This window comes from Pandoraea sp. PE-S2R-1, from assembly GCF_002179865.1.
Classification (GTDB): Bacteria; Pseudomonadota; Gammaproteobacteria; order Burkholderiales; family Burkholderiaceae; genus Pandoraea.
The window spans coordinates 526,895-549,178 of record NZ_NGUR01000010.1 but is presented as its reverse complement, the minus strand read 5'-3'; the positions used below and the strand labels follow the sequence as shown (position 1 = coordinate 549,178).

Here is a 22,284-nt window from a genome sequence, read left to right as displayed (position 1 = left end):
GGCAAGACAATCAAGTCCATCAACTAGGCAATCAACGCAACGCGCGGGCGAGGATCGACGGGATCACGCCGCCGCGTTGCAGCAGGTCCACTTCCAGACGCGTTTCTACCGCCGCTGTCGTAACCAGCGATTCTGTACGGCCGTCGCCACGCGTGATCACGATCTCGATGGCGGCGCGCGGTGCGACGTCCGACGGCAATGCCCTGATCCGGATGCGATCTTGCGCGGTCAGCGCAAGCGTCTGTGGTGTGACGCCCCTAGGTAGACGCAAGGGCAAGATACCCATGCCGATCAGATTCGAGCGGTGGATGCGTTCGAAACTGACGGCGACGACGGCGCGAATGCCCAGTAACCGTTGTCCTTTTGCCGCCCAGTCACGCGACGACCCGGTGCCGTAGCGGGCACCGGCGACCAGAACGACGGGGCGGCCCTCTTCGCGATACCGTTGGGCGGCATCGAAAATCGGCATGACGTCCTGACTCGGTCCATGCACCGTATGCGCGACGGGCAAGTCGGCGGCAAGCAAATTAACCAGCGATTTGCTGTAGAACGCCGCGCGCACCATCACCTCCCAGTTGCCTCGCCTTGAGGCGAAAACGTTCAGGTCGTCGCGCGGCTCGCCGCGTTCGACCAGAAAGTCGGCCACGGGACTGTCGGGCGGAATGGCGCTGGCCGGGGAGATATGGTCGGTCGTGACATCGTCGCCGAGGGCGAGCAGCACATGCGCGTCGTAGTCGCCGAGCAGGCTGCCTTCGTCACGCGCGACGAAGGGCGGCCGGCGCAATGCGGTGGAGCGTGGCGACCATGCATAGCGAGGGGCGTGCGATACGTCGAGACCGGCCCACAGCGGATTGCCGCTCGCGTTGTGAAATGCCGTACCGAAGTCGTCGGCGCGCACGGCTGCCAGACTGGCGGCGATGGTGTCGCGCGTGGGCCAGAGATCGCGCAGATAAACCGGCAGACCGTGGGCGTCGAATTGAATCGGATCGTGCTCGATATCGATGGCAGCGGTTCCGGCCAGCGCGAAGGCAACGACCAACGGCGGCGACATGATGAACGCGTGCCCGAGGTCTGGATGAATGCGTCCGGGGAAGTTTCGATTGCCCGACACGACCGCGACGGGCGTTGCGGCGGCGTCCGCGAGGGCGCGTGCAATCGGTTCCGGCAATGGCCCCGCGTTGCCGATGCAGGTCGTGCAGCCGAAACCGACGATATCGAAACCCAGCGCGGCGAGGTCATGATCGAGTCCCGCGCGGGCGAGATAGTCGGCAGCCGCAGGGGAGCCGGGAGCGAGCGACGTCTTGACCCACGACGGCACGTGCAGGCCACGCGCTCTTGCGCGGCGCGCGACCCATCCGGCGGCGATGAGCAAGGCGGGGTCTGACGTATTGGTGCAACTGGTGATGGCGGCCAGCGCAATCGGCCAATCGGGCAGGCCACCCCGGCGCGGGGCTGGATCGGCTCCCAATGTGCGGCCTGTCGCGCCGCTGGGGAGCCGGTCTTGCGGCCGGAAGGGGCCGGCGACATATCGCTCGACGCTATCGAGGTCGATGTCGATTGTGCGGGTGTAGCGCGGTGTGGCGTGCGGGTCGAACCAGAGTCCGGCGCCCCGGTAGAGCGTTTCGACGTTGGCGATATGCGACGCGTCGCGTCCGGTTTCTCGCAGATAGGCAAGGGTGCGGGCATCCACTGGGAAGTAGCCGGTACTGGCGCCGTATTCGGGGGCCATGTTGGCGACCACGGCGCGTTCGTTGGCGCTGAGCGTTGCCACGCCGGTGCCGTAGAACTCGACGAATTCGCCGCTGACGCCAAGGTTTCGCAGGGCTTCGGTCACGCGCAGTGCAAGATCGGTGGCGGTGGTCCCTGCCGGGAGTGCCCCGGAGAGACGAACGCCGATGACATCCGGAATCCGTTGCATGACCGGCATGCCGAACATGACCGTTTGCGCTTCGAGCCCGCCCACACCCCAGCCGAGCACGCCGATACCGTTGATCATCGGCGTGTGACTGTCGGTGCCGATGAGGGTGTCGGGGACGAGCCACGGTTCACCGTCGATCTTGCACCCGCTGGCGACGGTGGCGAGTTGTTCGAGGTTGATGGTGTGCATGATGCCGGTGCCCGGCGGATGGATGCGAACGCGGTCGAGTGCGCCGGACGCCCATCGCAGAAAGCGATAACGCTCGGCATTGCGGCGCATTTCCTCGGACAAGTTGCGCTGTGCGGCATCGGCTTGCGCATGGAACTGCACGGCGAGCGAATGATCGACGGAGACGTCGACGGGCAGCACGGGGTTGAGTTGCGACGGGTCGGCACCGGCTTCGGCGAGCACATCGCGCATGGCGGCGATATCGATCAGCGCGGGCGTGCTGGTGGTGTCGTGCATGAGCACGCGCAGCGGATAAAACGCAATCTCGTGGAGACTGGTGCCGCGTTCCAGCCAATCGAGCACACCGTCGATGGCCGCCTGACGTTCATCGCCGGACAGGTTGCGCAGCGCATTTTCCAGCAACAGGCGTAAGACGACAGGCAGACGCGTGAGCGAATCGCCGAAGAGGGCAGGCAGATCGATAAATCGGCGAGTATGGCCGGTTGCGTCGAGCAACTGACCGGAGACGGAGATCGGGTTCATGGCCAATAGTTTGCGGCTTGCACAGCCCGCCCACAATGACGCCCGGACGCGAGGTGATCGATGGGACCGATCACTGGCGCTCATGAGGCATTTCGCGTGTGCTTATGGGGCAAGGTTGGATGGTAGGCCGCGAATCCAGACCATTCCCGAAATGATCGAGAGGATGATGGACGACAGTCGAACGGGGAAGCCCGGCGATACACACGGTCAGCGACCGCCAAACAGCCGCTCAAGCGGCTGTTTTCACGTAGCGAGGCGTGTGTCTCCTATTTCCCCGCCCCATTCGACGTCGCCATGGCGGCGGCGCCGAGGCCGATATAAAGCAGGCCGGTGATGTATTTGCCTGCGCCCGATTTGGCACCCCGATTCGCGATGGCCTTGCCGATCGTGCGGGCGAGTGCGGCGTATGTCACGTCGCTCACGCTGCCTACCGCCACAAGCATCACCCCGAGTGTCACGATTTGCAGTGGGACGTTGCCAGCGGCAGCATTCACGAACTGCGGCAGGAACGCCGCGATGAACAACCCCGTCTTCGGGTTCAGCAGATTGACGAGAAAGCCCTTGCGCACCGACGCGCCAAGCGCAGGTACAGGCGCCTTCATGGTGTCGACAGGGTCGGGCTGCGCCTTGCTTCGAATAGCCTTGATGCCCAGATAGACCAGATACGCCGCCCCCACCGTCTTGATCGCCGTGAACAGAATCGGCGACGCCATCAGCAGCGCCGTGAGCCCGACCGCCGCGAAACCCACATGCACCAGCGTCGCGAGCATCACGCCGAAGCACGACGCCAGACCGTACCGGAACCCCTGACTCGCGCTCGCCGTCGACACATAGATCGTGTTGGGGCCGGGAATCGCCACGAGAACCGCTACGGTGGCGAGGAAGTAGGGGAGTACGGCGAAGTCGATCATTTCGGTGATTCCTGTCAGCACTACAGCGTTGGCAACACAGTTGACGTCATGCGCCGGCATCGTAACACCGTCGATGACGTCAACCTCAGGCAAGCGTCGTCGCGACGTCAGCCCGCCTTCGCCGTCTGCACATCGTCGCGATGCCACCAGCCGCCGCCGACCGCCTGAAACAGCGCCACCGTATCGGCGTAGCGATTGGCCTGCGCCTGCACCAACGCAATACGCGCCTGCTGATACGTCTGCTGAGCGTTGAGCAGCGTCAGGTAGCTGATATCGCCCAGTTCAAGTTGCTTCTGGGCAATCGTCAGACTGCGCTTTGCCGCACGCTCGGCATTGAGCGATGCACTCAGGGCGTCGGCATCCGTGCGCAGGGCATGCAGCGTGTCAGCGACATTCTGGAACGCCGTGAGCACCGTGCCGCGATACTGCGCACCCGCCTGCTCGTAGGCCGCTTCGGCCCCGCGCTGCTTGTGCAACAGGGCACCGCCAGCAAAGATCGGCTGCGCCAGGCTACCCGCCAGCGTCCAGAACGCCGTGCCCGGGCTGAACAGTTCCCGGGCAATTTCGGCACTCGCCCCGTAGCTCGCACTCAGCGTAATGCTCGGCAGACGTGCGGCCACGGCCACGCCTACCGCCGCACCGGCCGCATGCCACTGCGCCTGCGCGGAACGCACGTCCGGACGCTGTTCGACCAGTTGCGACGGCAAGCTCACCGGTAACGCTTCGGGCAACTGCAAGCCACTCAGATCGAACTGCGCGCCGATGCGCTCGTTCGGCATGCGCCCGAGCAAGCGGGCCAGCGCATCGCGCTGTTGCGCGAGCTGCTTCTCCAGCGGCGGCACCGCTGCCTGCGCCTGTGCCAACGACGCTTCTTGTGCCGCCACGTCAGCCTGCGCCACCTGCCCCAAGTCGTACTGTTTGTGCAGCAGATCAAGCGAATGCTGCTGAAGCGCAAGGATCTCCTGCGTAGCGGCCAATTGCCCGCGCAACGACGCTTCCTGAATGGCTGCGGCCACCACGTTGCTGGTCAGCGTCAGATACGTCGCTTCCAGTGCAAAGCGCTGTGCATCCGCTTGCGCGATGAGCGATTCGACCTGACGCCGGTTTGCGCCGAACAGATCGAGCGTGTACGACACGGACACCTGCGCCGTGTGCAGGTTGTAGAGATTGTCACCACTGGCGGCCGGGCTCGCCAGCGGCGATGCGATTCGCTGGCGCGTCGGGGCGAACGATGCATTGACCTGCGGGAAGAAGTCGCCTTGCTGCACCCGCACCGCTTCGTGGGCCGACTTGAGCGCGGCTCGCGCCGCGTCCATGTCGGGATTGCGTTCGATGGCCTCTTTCACGAGGGCATCGAGTTCGGGCGAGTGGAACAGCGTCCACCACTGCGCAGGAATATCCATGCCGGAGACAAAACGCTGGGCGCTGCCGCCCGTCGTGTCGGCCGACGTGGTGCCCGCAGGCAGGGCGTCGACGGTGTAACCCGCATTGGCAGGCGCTTCCGGCGTTTTGAAATCGGGCCCGACGGCACATCCGGCCATCGACAGCGCGGCTGCCAGCGCCACGGCGCAGCGCGCCCCGGAATAACGATAAGTCATGTTTTTACCCCTGTGCCGGTTCGGCCGCTTGGAGGGCACGCTTTGCGGCGCGCTCCTCCATATAGCGTTCGAGGACGTAGTAATAGGTCGGCAGAATGAACAGCGTCAGCAATGTGGCGACGATCAACCCGCCCACCACCACGGTGGCGAGTGCGCGCTGCACGTCGGTGCCGACACCAATGGCCATGGCCGCCGGCAACATGCCCACGGTCGCGACCGTCGCCGTCATCAGCACCGGACGGAAGCGCTCGACCGCGCCTGCAATCACCGCCTCACGCAAGCCCAGCCCCTCCGCGCGCACACGGTTGATGTTGGCAATCATGATGATGCCGTTCTGCACGGCCACCCCGAACAGCGCAATGAAGCCCACTGCACTCGCCACGTTCAACGTTTCGCCCGTCAGCCGCAGGGCAATCAAGCCGCCCAGCGTTGCCAGCGGCACCACGCCCAGAATCAGCGCAGCCTGACGCAGCTTGCCGAATTCCGCGAACAGGAACACCAGCATCAACGCGAGCACCAGCCCCATGATCAACGTGAGCCGTGCCTGCGCCCGCTGCTGATTCTCGAACTGTCCACCCCACACGAGTTGGTACTTGCTGTGGTCATACTTCACGTTGGCATCGATGCGCTTCTCGGCGTCGGCCAGATAATCCGACAGCCCGCGCTGCGCATAGTCGATGCGAACGATCAGCTCACGCTTGCTCATGTCGTGCGTGATGGTCGCCTCACCGCTCTGATACCGAATGCTGGCGAGTGCCGACAACGGAATCTGCGCACCGCCCGGGGCATTGACGAACAGATTGCCCAGCGTCTCGGGGCTATTGCGAGTGTTGGGCGGGAAGCGCACGGTCACGTTGTACTGGCGGTCGCCCACGTAGACCTGACTCACCGACGCGCCGCCAATGGCGGTCTGGATCAGATTCGTCACGTCAGACACGTTGATGCCATACCGCGCAGCCGCAGCCCGGTCCACATTCACCACGATCTGCGGAATCGGCGGCTCTTCGAAGATCGACGCGTCGGCCGTGCCCGGCACTTGCTTGAGCACGCCAACGACTTCGGTGCCGATACGGCGAAGTTCCTTGAAATCGTCGCCGACGATGCGGATCACCAGCGGGCTGTGAGCCCCGCCCACGGCGTCGTTGATGCCGTCGATGATCGGCTGGCTGATGCCGACCGACATGCCCGGAATCTGCTTGAGACGATCGTTGAGCCTGCTGACGAACTCGGCCTTGGTTTCCCCGTGCGGCCACGTGTCGTAAGGCTTGAGCCCCACCGGCGCTTCGATATGAGACGGCGTCCACGGATCGGCCTGACTGTCGCTGCGCCCCAACTGCGTGACGGCATACGACACTTCAGGGAAGCTCAGCAGCACCGTGCGCAATTCGCTGGCCATTTCACTGGCCTTGTCGAGCGAGAGGCCCGACGGCAATTGCACTTGCAGCCACAGCGACCCTTCGTCGAGATCGGGCAGGAATTCGCGAGCGGTCGTCGCGCCCAGCGCCACCACCGCCGCCAGTGCGAACACACCGATGGAAATGGCCATGCGGGGCGCATTCAGCAACTTGTCGAGCCAGCGCTGGAAGCCGGCCTGCGCGCGCTGAAGCGGCACGTTGTGGAACACCTTGCGCGGTTTGCGCAGTGCCACGTACGCCAGCCCGGGAATCAGCATGAACGTGCACAGCAAGGCGCCGGCCAATGCGTAGGCCACCGTGTAGGCCATCGGCGAGAACAGCTTGGCTTCTGCGCGCTCGAAGGCGAACAACGGCAGGTAGGCGGTGATGATGATCAGCGTGGCGAACAGGATCGGGCGCGCCACCTGTAGGGTCGCGCTCAGCACGTCGCCTTCGGTGAGCACGGCCTCGGGTGCCGCTTCTCGCCGTCGCAAGATCGCTTCAGTCACGACAATGGCCCCGTCGACGATGATGCCGAAGTCGATCGCCCCCAGCGAGAAGAGGTTCGCGGGCATGTTCGTGAAGTGCATCATGATGAACACGGCCACGAGCGCGAGCGGAATCGTCACGGCGGCAATTAGCGCACTGCGGGGGCTGCCGAGGAACAGGATCAACACGATGCATACGAGACCCACGCCTTCCGCCACGGTGTGCGACACCTTGTGGATGGTGTTCTGCACGAGGTCGTCGCGGTCGATGTAAGGCACGAGACGAACGCCCTGCGGCTCAAGCTGCTTGCGCAGTTCTTCAACTTTCGCGTGTACGCCCTTGAGCGTTTCGGACGGGTTCTGATACTTGAGCATCTCGACGATGCCTTCGATCGTGTCCGGATTGTGGTCCTTGCCGAGAATGCCTTCGCGTTCCTGATGGCTGTACGTCAGACGCCCCAGATCCTTCACCAGCACGGGCACGCCATTGCGCTGCGTGACCACGATGTTGCCGAGGTCAGTGAGCGAATGCACCATGCCGATGCCACGAATGACATAGCCCTGCTCGCCGCGCGAGATGCGGCTGCCGCCAGCGTTGGCACTGTTGTTGTTAATGGCTGTGGTGACGTCGTTCAGACCGATGCTGTAGCGCTGCAACTGCACCGGGTCGAGCTCAAGCTGGTACTGCATGGTGAAGCCGCCGAAGTTGTCGACATTCACCACACCCGCGACCTGTTGCAGCGCGGGGATCACGACCCAGCGCTGAAGCTCGGACAACTCCATCAGGTTCTTGGTATCCGACTCCAGCGTGTAGCGATAGATTTCGCCCGCCGGGCCGGTCACCGGGTCGAGTCCCGGCGTGATGCCCGAGGGCAGCGTGACGCCTGCAATGCGTTCGTTGATCCGTTGACGGGCCCAGTAATCTTCGACGCCGTCGCGGAACACCAGCGTGATGAGCGACAGGCCGAAGGTCGACGACGAGCGCATCGACACCACGCCGGGCGTACCACCCAGCGCACGTTCCAGCGGCACGGTGATCTGTTGTTCGATTTCCTCGGCGGCAAGGCCGGGGGCTTGCGTGGTGACCTGCGCGGTCACGTCGCCGATGTCCGGGTAGGCTTCGACGGCCATTTGCGTCCAGCTGTACCAGCCGAAGGCAGCCACGAGCAGCGCCACCACCCAGATGACGACACGCTTGTGCAGGCAGAAGGTAATGAGGCGGTTAATCATTGAGCAGTACCCCGCCCTTGACGACGATGCGATCGCCTGCCGTCAGCCCGGCGCCGACGCGCGCACCGTCCGGCTCGCCGTAACCCGGCTGCACCGTGCGCTTTACGAAGGTCCACGGGGCGACTTCCACCCACACCACGGTGCTGTCGTTGTTCATGATCAGCGCCGAATTCGGCACGAAGACCGAGCGCTGTTGGGGCACGGCAAACGTCGCCGTTGCAAACATGTTCGGCTTGAGACGGCCGTCGGTGTTGGGGAACGCGATGCGCACCTTGGCGCGGCGCGTGTCGGGATCGAGCACTTCACTCACGAAGCTCACCTTGCCGTGCCACGTCTGGCCCGGATACGCCTGAAAGACCACGTCGACCGGCTGGTCCTTGGCGATCAGCGCGACGTTGCTCTCGGGGGCGTTGGCAGTCACCCAGACGGAATCCAGATTGGAAACGGTCATGAGCGACGCGGTCAGGTCGTTGGCATAGCCGCCCTGAGACGTCGACAGTGCGGTGATCGTGCCGGCGTACGGGGCGACCAGCGTGAGTTGACGGCCGCGCGTGTGCGCGTCGGCACCGATGCCGCGCAGGCGGGTCTCTGAGCGGGTGAGTTCGGCTTGCGCTTGCGTGTAGTCGCTTTGCGCTTGTTCCAGATCCTTCGCAGCACCCGCGCCCGCATCGCGCAGGCCCTGCACGCGCTTGAGCGTCGTGCCCGCGTGGGTGAAGGCGTCGCGTGCCTTGTCGTTGTCGGACCAAGCCTGTGCCAGATCGCCCGAGTCGATGGTCAGCAGCGGCTGGCCTTTCGTGACGTGATCGCCGAGATGAACCTTGAGCTCGACGATGCGACCGGCCACCGGCGGCAGGATGTTGGCGGTGCGTGCGGGGTCGGCTTCGACGGTGGCAGGCAATTGCACCATGCGCGGCTCGTCGCGCAGGCCCACGGCGGCAACGCTCAACCGGGAGCGCAACGCCGAGTCAGGGGGCACGACGTACTTATCGCCATCGCGGAGCACGATGGCGTGCTCGGCGGCGTCGGACTTGACGGAAGCGTGGCTGGTCGTCGACATCCAGCGTACGGCTTCGACCGAGAGGGCGAGCGTTGCGATCACGCCGAGGCCGGCGAGGGCAATCCGTTTGTTCGCGCCCGATAGATGGATTTTGTTCATTTCCCGAATCTCTTTTTTCACGTGAGGGAGGCAATGGCATTGCGCTCACGTGAAAGACGAGTCGGGTCACGTCAGTCGGAATTTAATCCGGCAACGTAAATCGTGATTCGCCACGCGACGCAATACCTGCCGGTAATTCGAAGGAATTTCCGGTTTAAAGGTGATTTGAAGTGCGTATGTGTCAATGACATGCGACCGACATAAGCAACTGTCAGGGTCGGGCATCGATTTCTCCTTAAGCTAAGGAACCGTTGGATAGCAGCGGTGACTCGCGGGCAAGAACGTGCGCACGCCGCGCTGCCGCGACCGGCATCGGCGCAGCAGCTTGCAAGCGTTCACGGTGAACACGCGCACAAGTCTCGACTTGCCGTTACAGGCAAGCAGACTTCAAGCGCATGACGATCTGGGGAAGGCGGGGATCTGGTCAGCCGAACCGGAAAGGCTTCCGGTGTAAATCAACTGAGCGCAGATATGGCGCACCTCTCGCACTCCGGCGAGACGGCGACCAAAAGGGACGGACGTCGGGCCGGGATCTACCGTTCAAGCGGTAACGGGCAACTACAACTGTCCAATTGGGGTGTCCCCTGATGATTGATTCGTGGCGGAATGTACGCGCGTGAATTAGGCGCGTCAAGCAATTGTTAGGCCCATTTTTGGTGCGATTTCTTCTGGTTTTGGTCAATAAAACTGAGTGTGATTCGATATTCGTGATTTCACAGCCGGATAAGGGATTACCGAGTTTTTCAATTAATAAACTGTAATTTAATCGTTCACTGAATTGCGGGGCACATGATGCTGCGGAGCAACACGTCACTGAGCGACATGCCGGGGGCAGTCGTGTGGCGTCGTTGCCAATGAGTTGCCGATGAGGCCGCCCGCACGGTCATCGTTTACCCGCAAAAGGCCCCCGTTCACAGATTTTCGCGTTGACCGGCAAATTGTTTTTTGCTGGTATACCAGTTATGAACCAGACCCAACGCACCCCGGCCCTGAGCGATTCGGCCTACAACGCCATTCGCGCCCTAATCGTCTCCGGCGAAATTCGCGCCGGAGAGGCCCTCTCCGAGCGCGCGCTGTCCGAGCGCTTCGGCATCAGCCGCACGCCCGTGCGCGAGGCCATCCGGGCGCTTGCCAACGACGGCCTGCTGGAGATCGTGCCGATGCGCGGCACCTTCGTGCGCCAGTTGTCGGTGCGCGATCTGAGCGAGATTCATGAAGTGCGTCTCGCACTCGAAGGCATGGCCGCCTGGCTCGCCGCGCAAAAGGGCGTGACCCCGGCGCTGGAAGAAGTGGCCAAGCGCCTGCGCGCCCTCGACGCGCAGGACGAAGCCGTGCCGCTCGACGTCGACATCACGCAACGCGTGGGCTGGCAATTCCACGAAGCGATGTTTGCCGCTGCCGACAACGTGCGGCTGGTCGAGACCTATCACGCGTTGCGCACCCAGAACGGTCTGGCGCTGCAACGCATCCCGCATTACGACGCCGAGCGCACGCGCGCCGCAGTTCGCGAACACCTTGCGATCTTCGACGCCATCGCCGCCGGGCGTCCCGAGGAGGCCCAGCGCAGTGTCTGGGACCACCTTACGCACGCCATGCAGACCCGTTTGCAGGCGCTCGTCCCCGCCGGGTCGCCCGGTGCTTCGCGCTGATCGGATCGATCACGCTCGCCAAGCCGTCACGTTTTTTTCGGAGATAGCCGTCATGTCGTCCCGTTCTGCCAGCAAGAAACGCCTCATTCCATTGCCCGTCCAGATGCTCATCGGTCTTGCCCTCGGTGTCGGCTGCGGCATGGTCGCGCCCGGTCTTGCGACGAAGTTGATGCCGGTGGGCACAGCGTTCGTGCAAGCCGTGAAGATGATCGTGGTGCCGCTCGTGTTCACGGCTATCACGCTCGGCATTTACCAGATGGGGCACAACGCCCGTGCGCTGGGACGTGTCTCGGCGATCAGCATGGTCTACTTTTTCATCGCGACGCTCGTCTCGATCGTGATCGGCTTGGGGCTCAATGCGATCTTCCATCCGGGGCTCGGTGCCAACCTTGCCGCTGCGCACGCCTCGGCCAAGCCGATTGCGGCGTCGGTCGACTGGACGAAGTTCTTCCTCGAGATGATTCCGTCGAACATCTTCGCCGCCATGAGCGGCAGCAACCTGCTGCCGGTGCTGGTGTTTGCGGTACTGCTCGGTATGGCGCTGTCGGCCATCGGCGAGCGCGCCAAGCCGCTGGTCGGCGTGCTCGACGCCTTGATGGGGGCCGTGTTCAAACTCACCGACTGGATCATCTCGCTCTCGCCGATCGCCATTTTCGCGATCATTGCGTGGCTCTTTGCAACGCAGGGTGTCGGCACGATTCTGGCGCTGGTCAAGCTCGTGGGCACCATGTATCTGGGCCTCGGCGTGCTGCTGGTGTTGTTCTGGATCTTGCTCAAGGCGATCGGTGAAAAGCCGCTGGCGACCACGCGTGCGATCAGCGAACCGGTGATTCTCGCGTTCGCCACGCGCTCCAGCGAAGCCACGCTGCCGCTGCACATGGAGAAGCTGATCGCCATGGGCGTGCCCAAGGCCATCGCCTCGGTCGTGTTGCCGCTGGGCTACGCGTTCAACCGCGATGGCTCGATCATGTACTTCGCACTGGCCGTGGGCTTTCTGGCCGACGCGTATCACGTGCCGCTCGACATGCCCACGCTGCTCTCCATCGTGCTGGTGACGACGCTGGCCAGCAAGGGCAGTGCCAACGTGCCGTCGGGCGGGCTGGTTGCCATTGCGATGGTGCTCACCACGATCGGCGTGCCTATCGAGGCACTCGCGATCATCGCCGGTGTCGACGCGTTCCTCGACATGGGCCGGACTGCGATCAACGTTTTCAGCAACACCGTGGCCATCAAGCTCGTGATGAAGCTCGCCGGTATTCCGTATGAATCGCCCGAGGCCGTGCAAGCGGCGCTCGCCGAGTCGAATGCGGGGCAGGCGGGCCAAGTCGGCAGCCATGCGCACGGTCAGGAGTTCCCCGCATGACCCAACGTAATACCGAACGCGTCGTCGATCTGCGCAGCGATACCGTTACCCGGCCGACCGCGCTGATGTGGGAGGCGATGCAAACCGCCTCGCTCGGCGACGACACACTGGAGGGCGACCCGACGGTGCGCGCCCTCGAACATCTGGCGGCGGTGGCCACCGGCAAGGAGGAGGCGATGTTCGTCGTCTCCGGCACGATGGGCAATCTGATCGCCTCGCTGTGCCACGCCACGCGCGGCGGTGAAGCCGTGATCGACGCACAGGCGCACATGGCCAAGTCGGAGGCGGGCGGCATGTCGCGCCTCGCGCACCTCTATCCGGTCAACATACCGTCGGTGCGTGGCGAGATGGATCTCGATGCACTGGCCGGGGCACTGCGCCCCGGCTTTTCCCGTTATGGGCAACCCACGGCGATGGTCGGCGTGGAGTCGACACATAACCACTCAGGCGGCTACGTGCCATCGCTGGCTTATCTGGCCGACGTGCATTCGCTCGCGTCGCGTGCGGGCGTGCCGGTGCATCTGGATGGGGCGCGCGTGTTCAACGCAGCGGCGGCGCTTGGGGTGGACGCTGCAACGATCGCCACGCACTGCGAGAGCCTGACGTTCTGTTTGTCGAAGGGATTGTCGGCACCAATGGGCGCGATGCTGGTGGGCTCACATGCGTTGATCGAACAGGCACGCACGTTCCGGCGCATGGTCGGTGGCGGGTTGCGCCAAGCGGGCATCATGGCCGCGGCGGGCAAGGTGGCGATGGAGACGATGGTGGCGCGTCTGGCCGACGACAATCACCGTGCGCATCGACTCTGGACCGGACTGGCGGCAATCGATCCGCTGCTCGTCGATTCGATACCGTCGCACAGCAATATCGTGCGGCTGCGGGTGGGCGAACAGCGTGAGAGCGACCCGCGTGCGTGGGAGGCGGCGCTCGCCGAGTACGGCATTCTGGCGCGTGCCAGCGGCCAGTCGATGCTGCGGTTGGTCACGCACCGCCATATCGGCGACGACGACATCGACGAAACCGTGGCCGCGATTGCTTCGATCCGCGACACGTTCGCCGCGAGTGCATCACCGGTGCTCGGTGTGCATTGAGGTTGAAACGTTGAAGTGTTGATGCGTTGAGGCGTTGAGGCGTCAGCGTTCCGCCACCGCCAGATACTGCTGCGGTGCGCGGCCGAACAGACGCTTGAACATGACGATGAACGCGCTCGGGCTCTGATAGCCGAGCGCGAGTGCCACGTCGCCGACCGACGCACCGAGGGCCAGCCGCGTGATCGCTTCCGACGCGCGCATATGCTGGCACCACCGCCCGAAGGTCATGCCGGTCTCGTCCTTGAACCGGCGTGCGAGCGTCTTGCCGCTCGCCCCCATTTCTTCCCCCCATCGCTCCAGCGAGTAGTCCGTCGCGGGCGCCATCATCATGTGCTCGCAGATCGCAAGCAGCTTGGCTGAACTGGGCAGCGGCAAACCGTGTTCGCCGGGAGCAGCGGCTTCGCGCAGCAGGCGAAGCAGTAAAGGGACGGAGAGCGCCGTGCGGCTGTCCGGTGCGTAATGCATGCCGTCGGCCAGCATGTCGACGGCCAGCTCGCGCAGCAGCGGCCCTACAGTCAGCACGAGGGCGTTGGGCCATAACCACGACACGGAACCGGGCTCGATACTGATCGTGCAGAACTGCATGCGTCCGACAGCGTGCAGTTCGTGCGGCGTATTGGGCGGCAGCCACAGCGCGCGCGAGGCGGGCAGGGTCCACGTGTGCGCCGGCGTGAGCACGCGCACCACGCCACGCAGCGCCATCACCACGTGACCATGCTGATGCTGATGCCACGGCTGTCGCTCGCCGTCCTCGCATTCCATCCCAACGAACGTGACGTCGCGCGACAAATGTCGGCGCGTTTGCGGATAGCGGCGTAGCAGCAATTCCTTCATGACATCTTCCCAACCGGACCGATCGACAACTCTGGGCTCACCGCGAGTGCCCTGATGAGGCGCCCGCCGCGCAAAAGCTTAGAGAAATGGACAGAAAATGTCCGTTTCTCAACATTTTTTGTGATTCACAGCAAAAAGTTCCCCGGTATTCTACCAATAGCCATGGCGGTTTAGGGACGGATACGAGTGATAATAGTAATGCGTCTCATTTATTTACATTCATTCAGACGGAATGACTCTGACGCGGGAAGATCGGTAAAGTGACTCAGAACAATACGGGGAAGCGGGCACAAGCCCGACGCCTGACCACCATGGCACTGGTGATTGGCAGCACGGTATTCGGCCAGCACGGCTGGGCAGTAGAGGTGGATTCGGCGACCGTGGGCGCGTCTGCGGCCAATGCCACGGCTGCGCTGCCCGCGACGCAGGTGACCGACACCTCGCTCGCGGAGAATCCGAGCGGTCCGGGACGAGGCTATGTCGCCAAGCGCATGAAGACGGGTACCAAGACCGATGCCGATACGCTCACGCTGCCGCAGGCCACATCGACCGTGACACGTCAGCAAATGGACGATCAGGGCGCGATCACCATCGATCAGGCGTTGCGCTACACCACCGGCGTGAACACGCAGGACGGCACCGATGTGCGCTTCGATCAGTTGCGTGCACGTGGTTTCGATCTCGATGCGTACCTCGACGGACTGGCGATTTTCCAGTCGCCGCGGTTCGCGACGGCGCGCGTCGACCCGTATCTGCTCGATCGCATCGACGTGATGTTCGGCCCGTCGTCGGTGCTGTACGGTCAGGGCAACCCGGGCGGGCTGGTCAATTACAGCAGCAAGCTGCCGACCGAGCAGGCGCAGCACGAAGTGACGCTGCAAATCGGCAATCACAACACCTATCAGGCCGGCTTCGATCTGAGCGGGCCACTCAATCAGGACGGTACGGTGCTGTATCGCGTGGTCGGTCTGGCGCGCGATGCGAAGACTCAAGTGAGCGCGATCAAGGACGAACGTCTGGCCATCGCACCGTCGATCACCTTCAAGCCCGATCGCGACACGTCGCTCACGCTGCTGGCCGGCTATCAGCGCGACCCGGCGGGCGGTCTGTTCAACCCGGTGCCTGCGAGCGGCACGGTGTTCGTCAATCCGAACGGCCGGCTCGGCCCGGATCAGTACTTTGGTGACCCGACGCGTGACGGCATGCAACGCACGCAATACTGGTTCGGCTATCAGTTTGCGAAGCAACTGAACGATACGTGGCGCATTTCGCAGAACGCGCGTTACCTGCACATCGATCAGAACTATTACCAGACGTCGGTCACGAGCGGTTTCAGCCCGGATCAGCGCACGGTCTACATGTGGGGCAACACCGATCACGAGCATGTGAGCCAGTGGCAGATCGACACGAATGCGCAGGCCAAATTCGCGACCGGTCCGGTGGAGCACACGATGTTGTTCGGCTTCGACTATCGCCGCGTGCTCGAAGGCGATATGTACGGCGGCGGGATCGCGGGGCAGTTGAATCTGTTCAACCCGAACTACGCGTCGCTCAACGGCATTGCGGCGAATACGCGCCTCGACTATTCGCTCGCGCAGGCCGGTCTCTACGCGCAGGACGAGCTTCGCTATCAACGCTGGGGGCTGACGCTGGGCATGCGCGAAGACTGGGCTACGACGCGCTCGGTCAACAACGGTGCAAAGAGCGAGGCCGATAACCACGCGTTCACGTGGCGGGCGGGGCTGTCATACGCGTTCGACAATGGCGTGGCACCGTATATCAGCTACGCGAAGTCGTTCGCGCCGGTGCTTGGCCTGACGTTCTCGGGTGCACCGTTGCAACCCACGCAAGGCAAGCAATACGAGATCGGGGTGCGTTACCAGCCGAAAAACTACGATGCGTCGTTCCGCCTGTCGGCCTTCGATCTGCGTCAGGAAAACGTGAGCGTGGTCGACCCGGCGCATCCGACGTTCCCGACGCAGACCGGCGAGGTCCGCTCGCGCGGGCTGGAAGCGGAAGCCCGCGCCAATGTGACGCGCGACCTGATGCTGATCGCGTCGTACACATATCTGAATCAGATCGTCATGCAAAGCACGACCGCACAGGGCAAGCGCCCGCAGATCGCGCCGCGCAACAACCTGGCGTTGTGGGCCGACTACACGCTGCACGAAGGCGTGCTGCGCAATCTCGGTTTTGGTGCCGGCGTGCGTTACATGGGTTCGTCGGCGGGGGATGCCGCCAATTCGTTCGAAGTGCCGAGCCGCACGCTGGTCGATGCCGCCGTGCACTACGACTGGCAGCAATGGCGCTTCGCCGTGAACGTCAACAACCTGTTTAACCGCGAATACGTTTCGTATTGCACGTCGGCGTCGCTCTGTTACTGGGGCGCCACGCGAACTGTCTTAGGGACTGCCCGTTATCAATGGTGATGCAACGAAAATCGTTTGCCGCCCGCCGCCGCCTTTTGGCGGCGTTTGGCGTTGGTGCGCTGGTGCCGTCGGCCGCTTCGCTTCTCATGCCGGCGATTGCGCAGGCGGCCACGGACGCGGGTAAAACGCCGCGCGTCGTCGTGATGGACTGGGGGCTGGGCGCGCAGATACTGGCACTGGGCGTGGTGCCGGTGGGCATGTCGCGCCCGCCTTGGTATCGCGCGTTGGCGGGCACGCCGGAGATGCCGTCGTCGGTGGTCGACACCGGTCTGTTGTTTCAGCCGAATTTTGAAGTGGTGCAGGCGTTGCGGCCCGACCTGATCGTCGTCACGCCGCTGCATGCGCCGTTATTCGATTCGCTCTCGCGGATTGCCCGCGTGTTCGTCGCCCCGGCGGCGCATCGTCACGAGGACGGCTATCTGCTCGCCCGCCGTCGCGTTCAGGCACTAGGCGAAGCGCTCGGCCGGCCTGCTGCCGCGATGCAACTCATCGAGCAAACGGACGAGCGTCTGACGACCTTACGCACGCGCATCGCGCAACACGGCGCGGCGGATCGGCCGATCTATCTCATCACACCGATCGATACGCGCCTGACGGCCGTGTTCGGGAGCGAGAGCGTCTTCGGCGGCACGCTGAACGCGCTCGGTCTGACCAACGCATGGCGTCGCCCGAGCGATACGGAAGGGATGGCGCAGGTCGATTACACACAGATTGGCGGCGATGCGTCGGCACGCGCCATGCTGATCGGATCGTCGCCGCAGGTGGTGAAGATGCTGGGGCAAAGCCCGCTCTGGCAGGCCTTGCCGTTCGTGCATGGCGGGCGCATGAGTACTCTGCCGATGATGCTGCCGACGGGCGGCACGCCCACGGCATTGCGTCTGGCCGATGCCCTGACGGCGGCACTGACCGGAGGTGCGGCATGAGCGCGTCGAATTCTCAAGGGCCGTTGATGGCAGACCTCTCGCGCGGCGCACGTGCCGGGGGGGCGGAAAGCCATTTGGTCAGGCTGGCGTTGATCGTCGGGCTCCCCACATTGTTGTTGATCGTCTGGACGTTCACGTCGTTGCGGCCCGCCGGTGTCGATATGCCGGCGTTCGCGGCCGCCGTATGGCAAGCCCTCAGCCACGGCGTGCCGGCGACGGATGCGGCGGGGCAGACGCCCGCTAGCGCGATGTCGGCGCTGCTCGTGAGCTACGCATGGTTGCCGCGTCTGGTGATGGCCGGGCTGGCGGGCGCGGGGCTCGCACTCGCGGGGGTGATGTTCCAGCAGGTGCTGCGCAATCCGCTCGCCGAACCGCTCACGCTCGGCGTCGCCTCCGGGGCTTATCTGGTGCTTGCCGCTGCGGCGATCTGGCTGCCGACGCTCGCGCTGGCATGGCGCGCGAGTCTGGCGTTCGGCGGCGCGGCATTGGCCATCGGCATTGTGATGGCGCTGACGTGGCGCAGCCGCTTCGCCGCGGTGCCGGTCATTCTCGCGGGCATGATCGTCAATCTGTACTTCGGCGGTCTGACGATCATGCTGTCGATGACCCATGAGCGCGCGCTGGTCGGCGTGTTCGCGTGGGGCGCTGGCTCGCTCGTGCAGAACGGCTGGCACGACACGCTCTGGTTGCTGCCGCGCGTGGTTGTCGGAGCCGTGGCCGCCGCGCTGCTGCTGCGTCCGCTCACGCTCTTCGTGCTCGACGATCGCAGCGTGGGGCAACTCGGCGCGCGCGTGGCGTGGATTCGTTCTGCCGGGCTGGCGGTCGCCGTGGTGCTTTCTGCGTGCATCGTGAGTGCGGTCGGCATCATCGGTTTCATCGGGCTCGCAGGTCCGCAACTTGTGCGTCTGGCGGGTGCGCGGCGCCTGCGGGATCAATTGCTCTGGGCGCCGATGATCGGTGCGCTGTTGCTCGTCTTCACCGATCAAGTCGTGCAATGCCTGCCATTGCTCGACGGCGCGGTGATTCCGACGGGCGCGGCGGCGGCGCTCTTTGGCGGTCCGTTGCTGTTGTGGCTGCTTCGGCGCACGCGTGCCGGCGAGATTACCTCTCCGGACGCTGCACCACCGGCGCGTGCCCGTCATCGCTGGCGCTGGCTAGTGCTGGCGCTTGCCGGCGGTCTGGCGCTCGTGTGGATTGCGCTGCACACCGGCCGCACGCTGGACGGCTGGCAATGGCTGAACGGCACGCAGTGGACAGAAGCGCTGCCGTGGCGCTTGCCCCGACTTGTCGCGTCGGCAGCGGCTGGCATGACGCTGGCGCTGGCCGGCACGCTGTTGCAGCGCGTGAGCGGTAACCCGATGGCAAGCCCCGAATTACTCGGCGTAAGCGGCGGGGCGATGCTCGGCGTTTTGATTCTGACGTGGACCGTGAGCGGTCCGGCGGCGACGACGTTGTTCAGCGCCGCATTCGCCGGGGCCGCGATCAGTCTGGCGGTCATGCTCTGGCTGGGGCGAAGTGGCGGCTTCTCGCCGACGCGCATGCTGCTGGCGGGCGTGGCGATCTCGGGCATGGCGCAGTCGCTCGTGGCGCTTGCGACGGCCAGCGGCAATGCGAATTCATTCCTGCTTCGCTCGTTGATGCTGGGGCTCACCTACATCGTCGGGCCGGGCATCGCGACGGGCGCGGCGCTGGCCGCTGTCGCGGGTCTGGTGCTGACGTGTCTGGCATCGCGCTGGCTCGATCTGTTGCCGATGGGCGACGCGACGGCGCGTGCGGTCGGCATGAATGTGCGCCGGGCACGCCTGTGGATCTGGTGTCTGGCGGCGGTACTCAGTGCCGTAGCGACGCTGGTGATCGGGCCGTTGTCGTTTGTCGGCCTGCTGGCCCCGCATCTGGCGCGCATGGCCGGTTTCGGCAAGGCGCGTTCGCAGGCGGTGGCAGCGGGCGTGTCGGGCGCGCTGCTGATGATCGTGGCTGACTGGCTCGGCCGCAATCTGATGTTCCCGCAGCAGTTGCCTGCGGGGGTACTCGCCATGCTGATCGGCGCACCGTATCTGTTGTGGCACCTGCGCCGTCAGGTGGCCTGAAGTCCCCAAAAATCACATAAGAAATCACATAACAAAAGAGAGGTCCCCCTCCTATGTCCTTGTTTTGGCAATTGGTGCGTTCATCCCGATGGCCGCTGTCCATCGCGTTCATCGGCAGTCTCGTGAGCGGCTTTGGCAACGCCGGTCTCGTCGCCCTCATCAATCAGGCGCTTACCGCGTCGCACGAACAGCTGGGCACGCTCGGCCTGCAATTTCTCGGTCTCGGCGTGCTCGTGCTGGTGACGCGCGCGCTGTCGCAAACGCTGTTCATGTCGCTTGGCCAGCGGGCCAAGGCGACGCTGCGTATGCAAGTGCTGCGCCGCATTGGCGCAGCGCCGTATGCGAGTCTGGAGCGGCATGGTATCGCTCGTGCGCTGGCCGTGCTGACACAGGATCTCGACGCGGTGGTCGTGTTGTTCGTCAGCCTGCCGGTGCTGGCGATGCAGGGCGCCGTGATCGTCGGCTGCCTCGCGTATCTCGGCTATCTGTCGTGGCAGATTCTGGTGTTCGCCGTGGTCACGATCTTCATTGGCGCGGCGGGTTTTCGCATGGCGAACACACGGGCGCTGCTGCATCTGCGTGGCTCGCGCAAGCGCGAAGAATCGCTGGTGAAGGACTTTCGCGCGCTCTTCGACGGTGCCAAGGAACTGAAGCTGCATCGCGGGCGCCGTGAGGCGTTCATCGAAGAGCGGCTGGCTGAGAATGTCGAAGCGGTGCGTGTGCAGCGCACGCGCGGGTACGTGCTGTATGCGGCGGCGGCCAGTTGGGGCAGTTTCATCCTCTTCGCGTTCATCGGCCTGACGCTGTTCGTGGTGTTGCGCCACGTCGACTTGCCGCCCGCCGTGGTGTCGGGCTACGCGCTGGTGTTTCTGTACATGATCATGCCGATCGAGGGCGTGCTGTCGTCGTTGCCCGCATTGGGCACGGCACGCGTCGCGTTCGAGCGCATCGCACAAGTCGAAAGCGAACTGCCGCGTGAATTGCTCCCGGCGGTACCGGTGCCCGATGCGCCCGCCTTTCACGAGATCGCGCTCGAAGGCGTGACGCATCGCTATTTTCGTGAGCAGGAGAACGAGATGTTCACGCTGGGCCCGATCAGTCTGACGTTCCGGCCGGGCGAACTCGTGTATCTGGTCGGCGGCAACGGTAGCGGCAAGACCACGCTGGCCAAGCTGATCGTGGGGCTGTATGCCCCCGAGCAAGGCCGAATTACCGTCGATGGCGTGCCGGTGGATGAAGCTGCGCGGGACCGCTATCGTCAGCGGTTCTCGGTGGTGTTCAGCGACTTCTTCCTGTTCGAACACCTGCTAGGCTTGCCGGCCGACGGGCTCGATGCGCAAGCAGGCGCGCTGCTCAAGGCGCTGCAACTCGATCACAAGGTGACGATTGAGGACGGCCGCTTCTCGACGCTCGACCTCTCACAGGGACAGCGCAAACGGCTCGCGCTGCTGGTCGCGTATCTGGAAGACCGTCCGTTCTACGTCTTCGACGAATGGGCTGCCGATCAAGACCCGCTCTTCAAGGATGTGTTCTACCGGCAGATGCTGCCTGCACTCAAGGCGCGCGGCAAAACGGTGCTTGTCATCACGCACGACGACCGTTACTTCGATCTCGCTGATCGCCTGATTCAACTCGACTACGGGCAGCTTCGTGCGCCGCAGCCGCTTCATTCGACCGATTGCTCCGATGCCACCGGCACGGCACCCCCTGAACGCTCATGACTGATACTCCGATGTTCGACCTGCGCGAGGTCTCTTTCGCCGTTGAAGGCCGCACGCTGCTCGCGCCGCTCACGTTGCAACTGGCGGGCGGGCAGGTGCACGGGCTGATCGGCCACAACGGCTCGGGCAAGTCCAGCCTGATCAAGTTGCTCGCCCGCCAAATCTCGCCGGTCAGCGGTGAAATTCATTTCGAAGGCAAGACGCTCTCGTCGTGGGGCGCGCGCGAGTTTGCGCGCCGGGTGGCATATCTGCCGCAACAGCCGCCGGCGGCTGCCGGGATGACGGTGGCCGAACTGGTCGCGCTGGGGCGCTATCCGTGGCATGGCGCGCTCGGCCGTTTCGATGCCAAGGACCATGAGGCCGTGCAGAACGCGATGGCGCAGACCGACGTGGCGGTGTTTGCCGACCGGCTGGTCGAGTCGCTCTCGGGCGGCGAGCGCCAGCGTGTGTGGCTCGCGATGCTCGTGGCGCAGCAGGCGCAATGCCTGTTGCTCGATGAGCCGACGTCGGCGCTCGACGTGGCGCATCAACTCGATGTGCTCAAGCTCGTGCGCGAACTGGCCGATACGCATGGCCTGGGCGTGGTGATCGTGCTGCACGACGTGAACATGGCCGCGCGGTTCTGCGATTCGCTGCTGGCGCTCAAGCAGGGCAAGCCCATTGCGCGCGGCACGCCGACGGAACTGATGTCGCCAGCCACGCTGCAAACCATCTACGGTGTGCCGATGGGCGTGCTGCCCAATCCCGACGGCGGCATGCCAGTGAGCTACGCGCGCTGAAG

The 22,284-nt window shown here is 64.3% G+C and carries 14 protein-coding genes; 8 read left to right on the top strand and 6 right to left on the bottom strand.

Features of this window, described 5'->3' with window-relative positions; all coding sequences use genetic code 11:
• Nucleotides 1-31: 31 nt before the first annotated feature.
• The 5 genes from acnA to CDV44_RS12950 all read right to left on the bottom strand — a co-directional run bounded on the left by acnA (nucleotide 32) and on the right by CDV44_RS12950 (nucleotide 9,406).
• Nucleotides 32-2,629: an aconitate hydratase AcnA gene (acnA, locus tag CDV44_RS12970; RefSeq protein ID WP_087688382.1), complete on the bottom strand. Its 2,598-nt coding sequence runs from the start codon at nucleotides 2,627-2,629 to the stop codon at nucleotides 32-34.
• A gap of 266 nt (nucleotides 2,630-2,895) precedes the next feature.
• Nucleotides 2,896-3,540, bottom strand: coding sequence for a LysE family translocator (locus tag CDV44_RS12965; RefSeq protein ID WP_170935972.1), 645 nt, complete (start codon nucleotides 3,538-3,540; stop codon nucleotides 2,896-2,898).
• A gap of 107 nt (nucleotides 3,541-3,647) precedes the next feature.
• Entirely contained in the window at nucleotides 3,648-5,138 is a 1,491-nt protein-coding gene (locus CDV44_RS12960; RefSeq protein ID WP_087688380.1) for an efflux transporter outer membrane subunit, read from the bottom strand.
• Nucleotides 5,139-5,142: 4 nt separating this feature from the next.
• Nucleotides 5,143-8,250 carry an efflux RND transporter permease subunit gene (locus tag CDV44_RS12955; protein ID WP_087688379.1) on the bottom strand — a complete coding sequence of 1,036 codons (3,108 nt, stop codon included), beginning with the start codon at nucleotides 8,248-8,250 and terminating at the stop codon, nucleotides 5,143-5,145.
• Nucleotides 8,243-9,406 carry an efflux RND transporter periplasmic adaptor subunit gene (locus CDV44_RS12950; protein WP_087688378.1) on the bottom strand — a complete coding sequence of 388 codons (1,164 nt, stop codon included), beginning with the start codon at nucleotides 9,404-9,406 and terminating at the stop codon, nucleotides 8,243-8,245. The genes CDV44_RS12955 and CDV44_RS12950 overlap by 8 nt, the downstream gene beginning before the upstream one ends.
• 962 nt (nucleotides 9,407-10,368) lie before the next feature.
• Between CDV44_RS12950 and CDV44_RS12945 the strand changes: the two genes are divergently transcribed.
• The 3 genes from CDV44_RS12945 to CDV44_RS12935 are packed head-to-tail and all read left to right on the top strand — an operon-like array spanning nucleotide 10,369 to nucleotide 13,509.
• Nucleotides 10,369-11,055, top strand: coding sequence for a GntR family transcriptional regulator (locus CDV44_RS12945; protein WP_058379577.1), 687 nt, complete (start codon nucleotides 10,369-10,371; stop codon nucleotides 11,053-11,055).
• Between the two features lie 52 nt (nucleotides 11,056-11,107).
• Nucleotides 11,108-12,418 (top strand): dicarboxylate/amino acid:cation symporter, encoded by a 1,311-nt coding sequence (locus CDV44_RS12940; RefSeq protein ID WP_212677108.1) that lies wholly within the window; start codon nucleotides 11,108-11,110, stop codon nucleotides 12,416-12,418.
• Nucleotides 12,415-13,509, top strand: a complete 1,095-nt coding sequence (locus CDV44_RS12935; RefSeq protein WP_087688377.1) for a GntG family PLP-dependent aldolase — start codon at nucleotides 12,415-12,417, stop codon at nucleotides 13,507-13,509. The genes CDV44_RS12940 and CDV44_RS12935 overlap by 4 nt, the downstream gene beginning before the upstream one ends.
• 42 nt (nucleotides 13,510-13,551) lie before the next feature.
• Here the strand turns inward: CDV44_RS12935 and CDV44_RS12930 are convergent, their stop codons facing one another.
• Nucleotides 13,552-14,343: a helix-turn-helix domain-containing protein gene (locus CDV44_RS12930; RefSeq protein WP_087688376.1), complete on the bottom strand. Its 792-nt coding sequence runs from the start codon at nucleotides 14,341-14,343 to the stop codon at nucleotides 13,552-13,554.
• Nucleotides 14,344-14,603: 260 nt separating this feature from the next.
• Here CDV44_RS12930 and CDV44_RS12925 point away from each other — a divergent pair, with 260 nt between their 5' ends.
• The 5 genes from CDV44_RS12925 to CDV44_RS12905 are packed head-to-tail and all read left to right on the top strand — an operon-like array spanning nucleotide 14,604 to nucleotide 22,282.
• Entirely contained in the window at nucleotides 14,604-16,772 is a 2,169-nt protein-coding gene (locus CDV44_RS12925; RefSeq protein WP_249277531.1) for a TonB-dependent siderophore receptor, read from the top strand.
• The gene (locus CDV44_RS12920) at nucleotides 16,766-17,695 is read left to right on the top strand and encodes an ABC transporter substrate-binding protein (protein ID WP_087688374.1); all 930 of its coding nucleotides are present in this window, start codon (nucleotides 16,766-16,768) and stop codon (nucleotides 17,693-17,695) included. The genes CDV44_RS12925 and CDV44_RS12920 overlap by 7 nt, the downstream gene beginning before the upstream one ends.
• Complete coding sequence (gene fhuB / locus CDV44_RS12915; protein WP_087688373.1) at nucleotides 17,692-19,782, top strand: Fe(3+)-hydroxamate ABC transporter permease FhuB; 2,091 nt, start codon at nucleotides 17,692-17,694, stop codon at nucleotides 19,780-19,782. Before CDV44_RS12920 ends, fhuB begins: the two co-directional genes overlap by 4 nt.
• Nucleotides 19,783-19,835: 53 nt before the next feature.
• Entirely contained in the window at nucleotides 19,836-21,503 is a 1,668-nt protein-coding gene (locus CDV44_RS12910; RefSeq protein WP_087688372.1) for a cyclic peptide export ABC transporter, read from the top strand.
• Nucleotides 21,500-22,282: an ATP-binding cassette domain-containing protein gene (locus tag CDV44_RS12905; protein ID WP_087688371.1), complete on the top strand. Its 783-nt coding sequence runs from the start codon at nucleotides 21,500-21,502 to the stop codon at nucleotides 22,280-22,282. Before CDV44_RS12910 ends, CDV44_RS12905 begins: the two co-directional genes overlap by 4 nt.
• The last annotated feature ends 2 nt before the right edge of the window (nucleotides 22,283-22,284 follow it).

Coding starts and splice junctions, on each gene's coding strand:
- CDV44_RS12955 (WP_087688379.1), bottom strand. CDS start 8,250: ATGATTAACCGCCTCATTACCTTCTGCCTGCACAAGCGTGTCGTCATC.
- CDV44_RS12920 (WP_087688374.1), top strand. CDS start 16,766: ATGGTGATGCAACGAAAATCGTTTGCCGCCCGCCGCCGCCTTTTGGCG.
- CDV44_RS12905 (WP_087688371.1), top strand. CDS start 21,500: ATGACTGATACTCCGATGTTCGACCTGCGCGAGGTCTCTTTCGCCGTT.
- CDV44_RS12965 (WP_170935972.1), bottom strand. CDS start 3,540: ATGATCGACTTCGCCGTACTCCCCTACTTCCTCGCCACCGTAGCGGTT.
- CDV44_RS12940 (WP_212677108.1), top strand. CDS start 11,108: ATGTCGTCCCGTTCTGCCAGCAAGAAACGCCTCATTCCATTGCCCGTC.
- CDV44_RS12960 (WP_087688380.1), bottom strand. CDS start 5,138: ATGACTTATCGTTATTCCGGGGCGCGCTGCGCCGTGGCGCTGGCAGCC.
- acnA (WP_087688382.1), bottom strand. CDS start 2,629: ATGAACCCGATCTCCGTCTCCGGTCAGTTGCTCGACGCAACCGGCCAT.
- CDV44_RS12950 (WP_087688378.1), bottom strand. CDS start 9,406: ATGAACAAAATCCATCTATCGGGCGCGAACAAACGGATTGCCCTCGCC.
- CDV44_RS12930 (WP_087688376.1), bottom strand. CDS start 14,343: ATGAAGGAATTGCTGCTACGCCGCTATCCGCAAACGCGCCGACATTTG.
- CDV44_RS12935 (WP_087688377.1), top strand. CDS start 12,415: ATGACCCAACGTAATACCGAACGCGTCGTCGATCTGCGCAGCGATACC.
- CDV44_RS12910 (WP_087688372.1), top strand. CDS start 19,836: ATGTCCTTGTTTTGGCAATTGGTGCGTTCATCCCGATGGCCGCTGTCC.
- fhuB (WP_087688373.1), top strand. CDS start 17,692: ATGAGCGCGTCGAATTCTCAAGGGCCGTTGATGGCAGACCTCTCGCGC.
- CDV44_RS12945 (WP_058379577.1), top strand. CDS start 10,369: ATGAACCAGACCCAACGCACCCCGGCCCTGAGCGATTCGGCCTACAAC.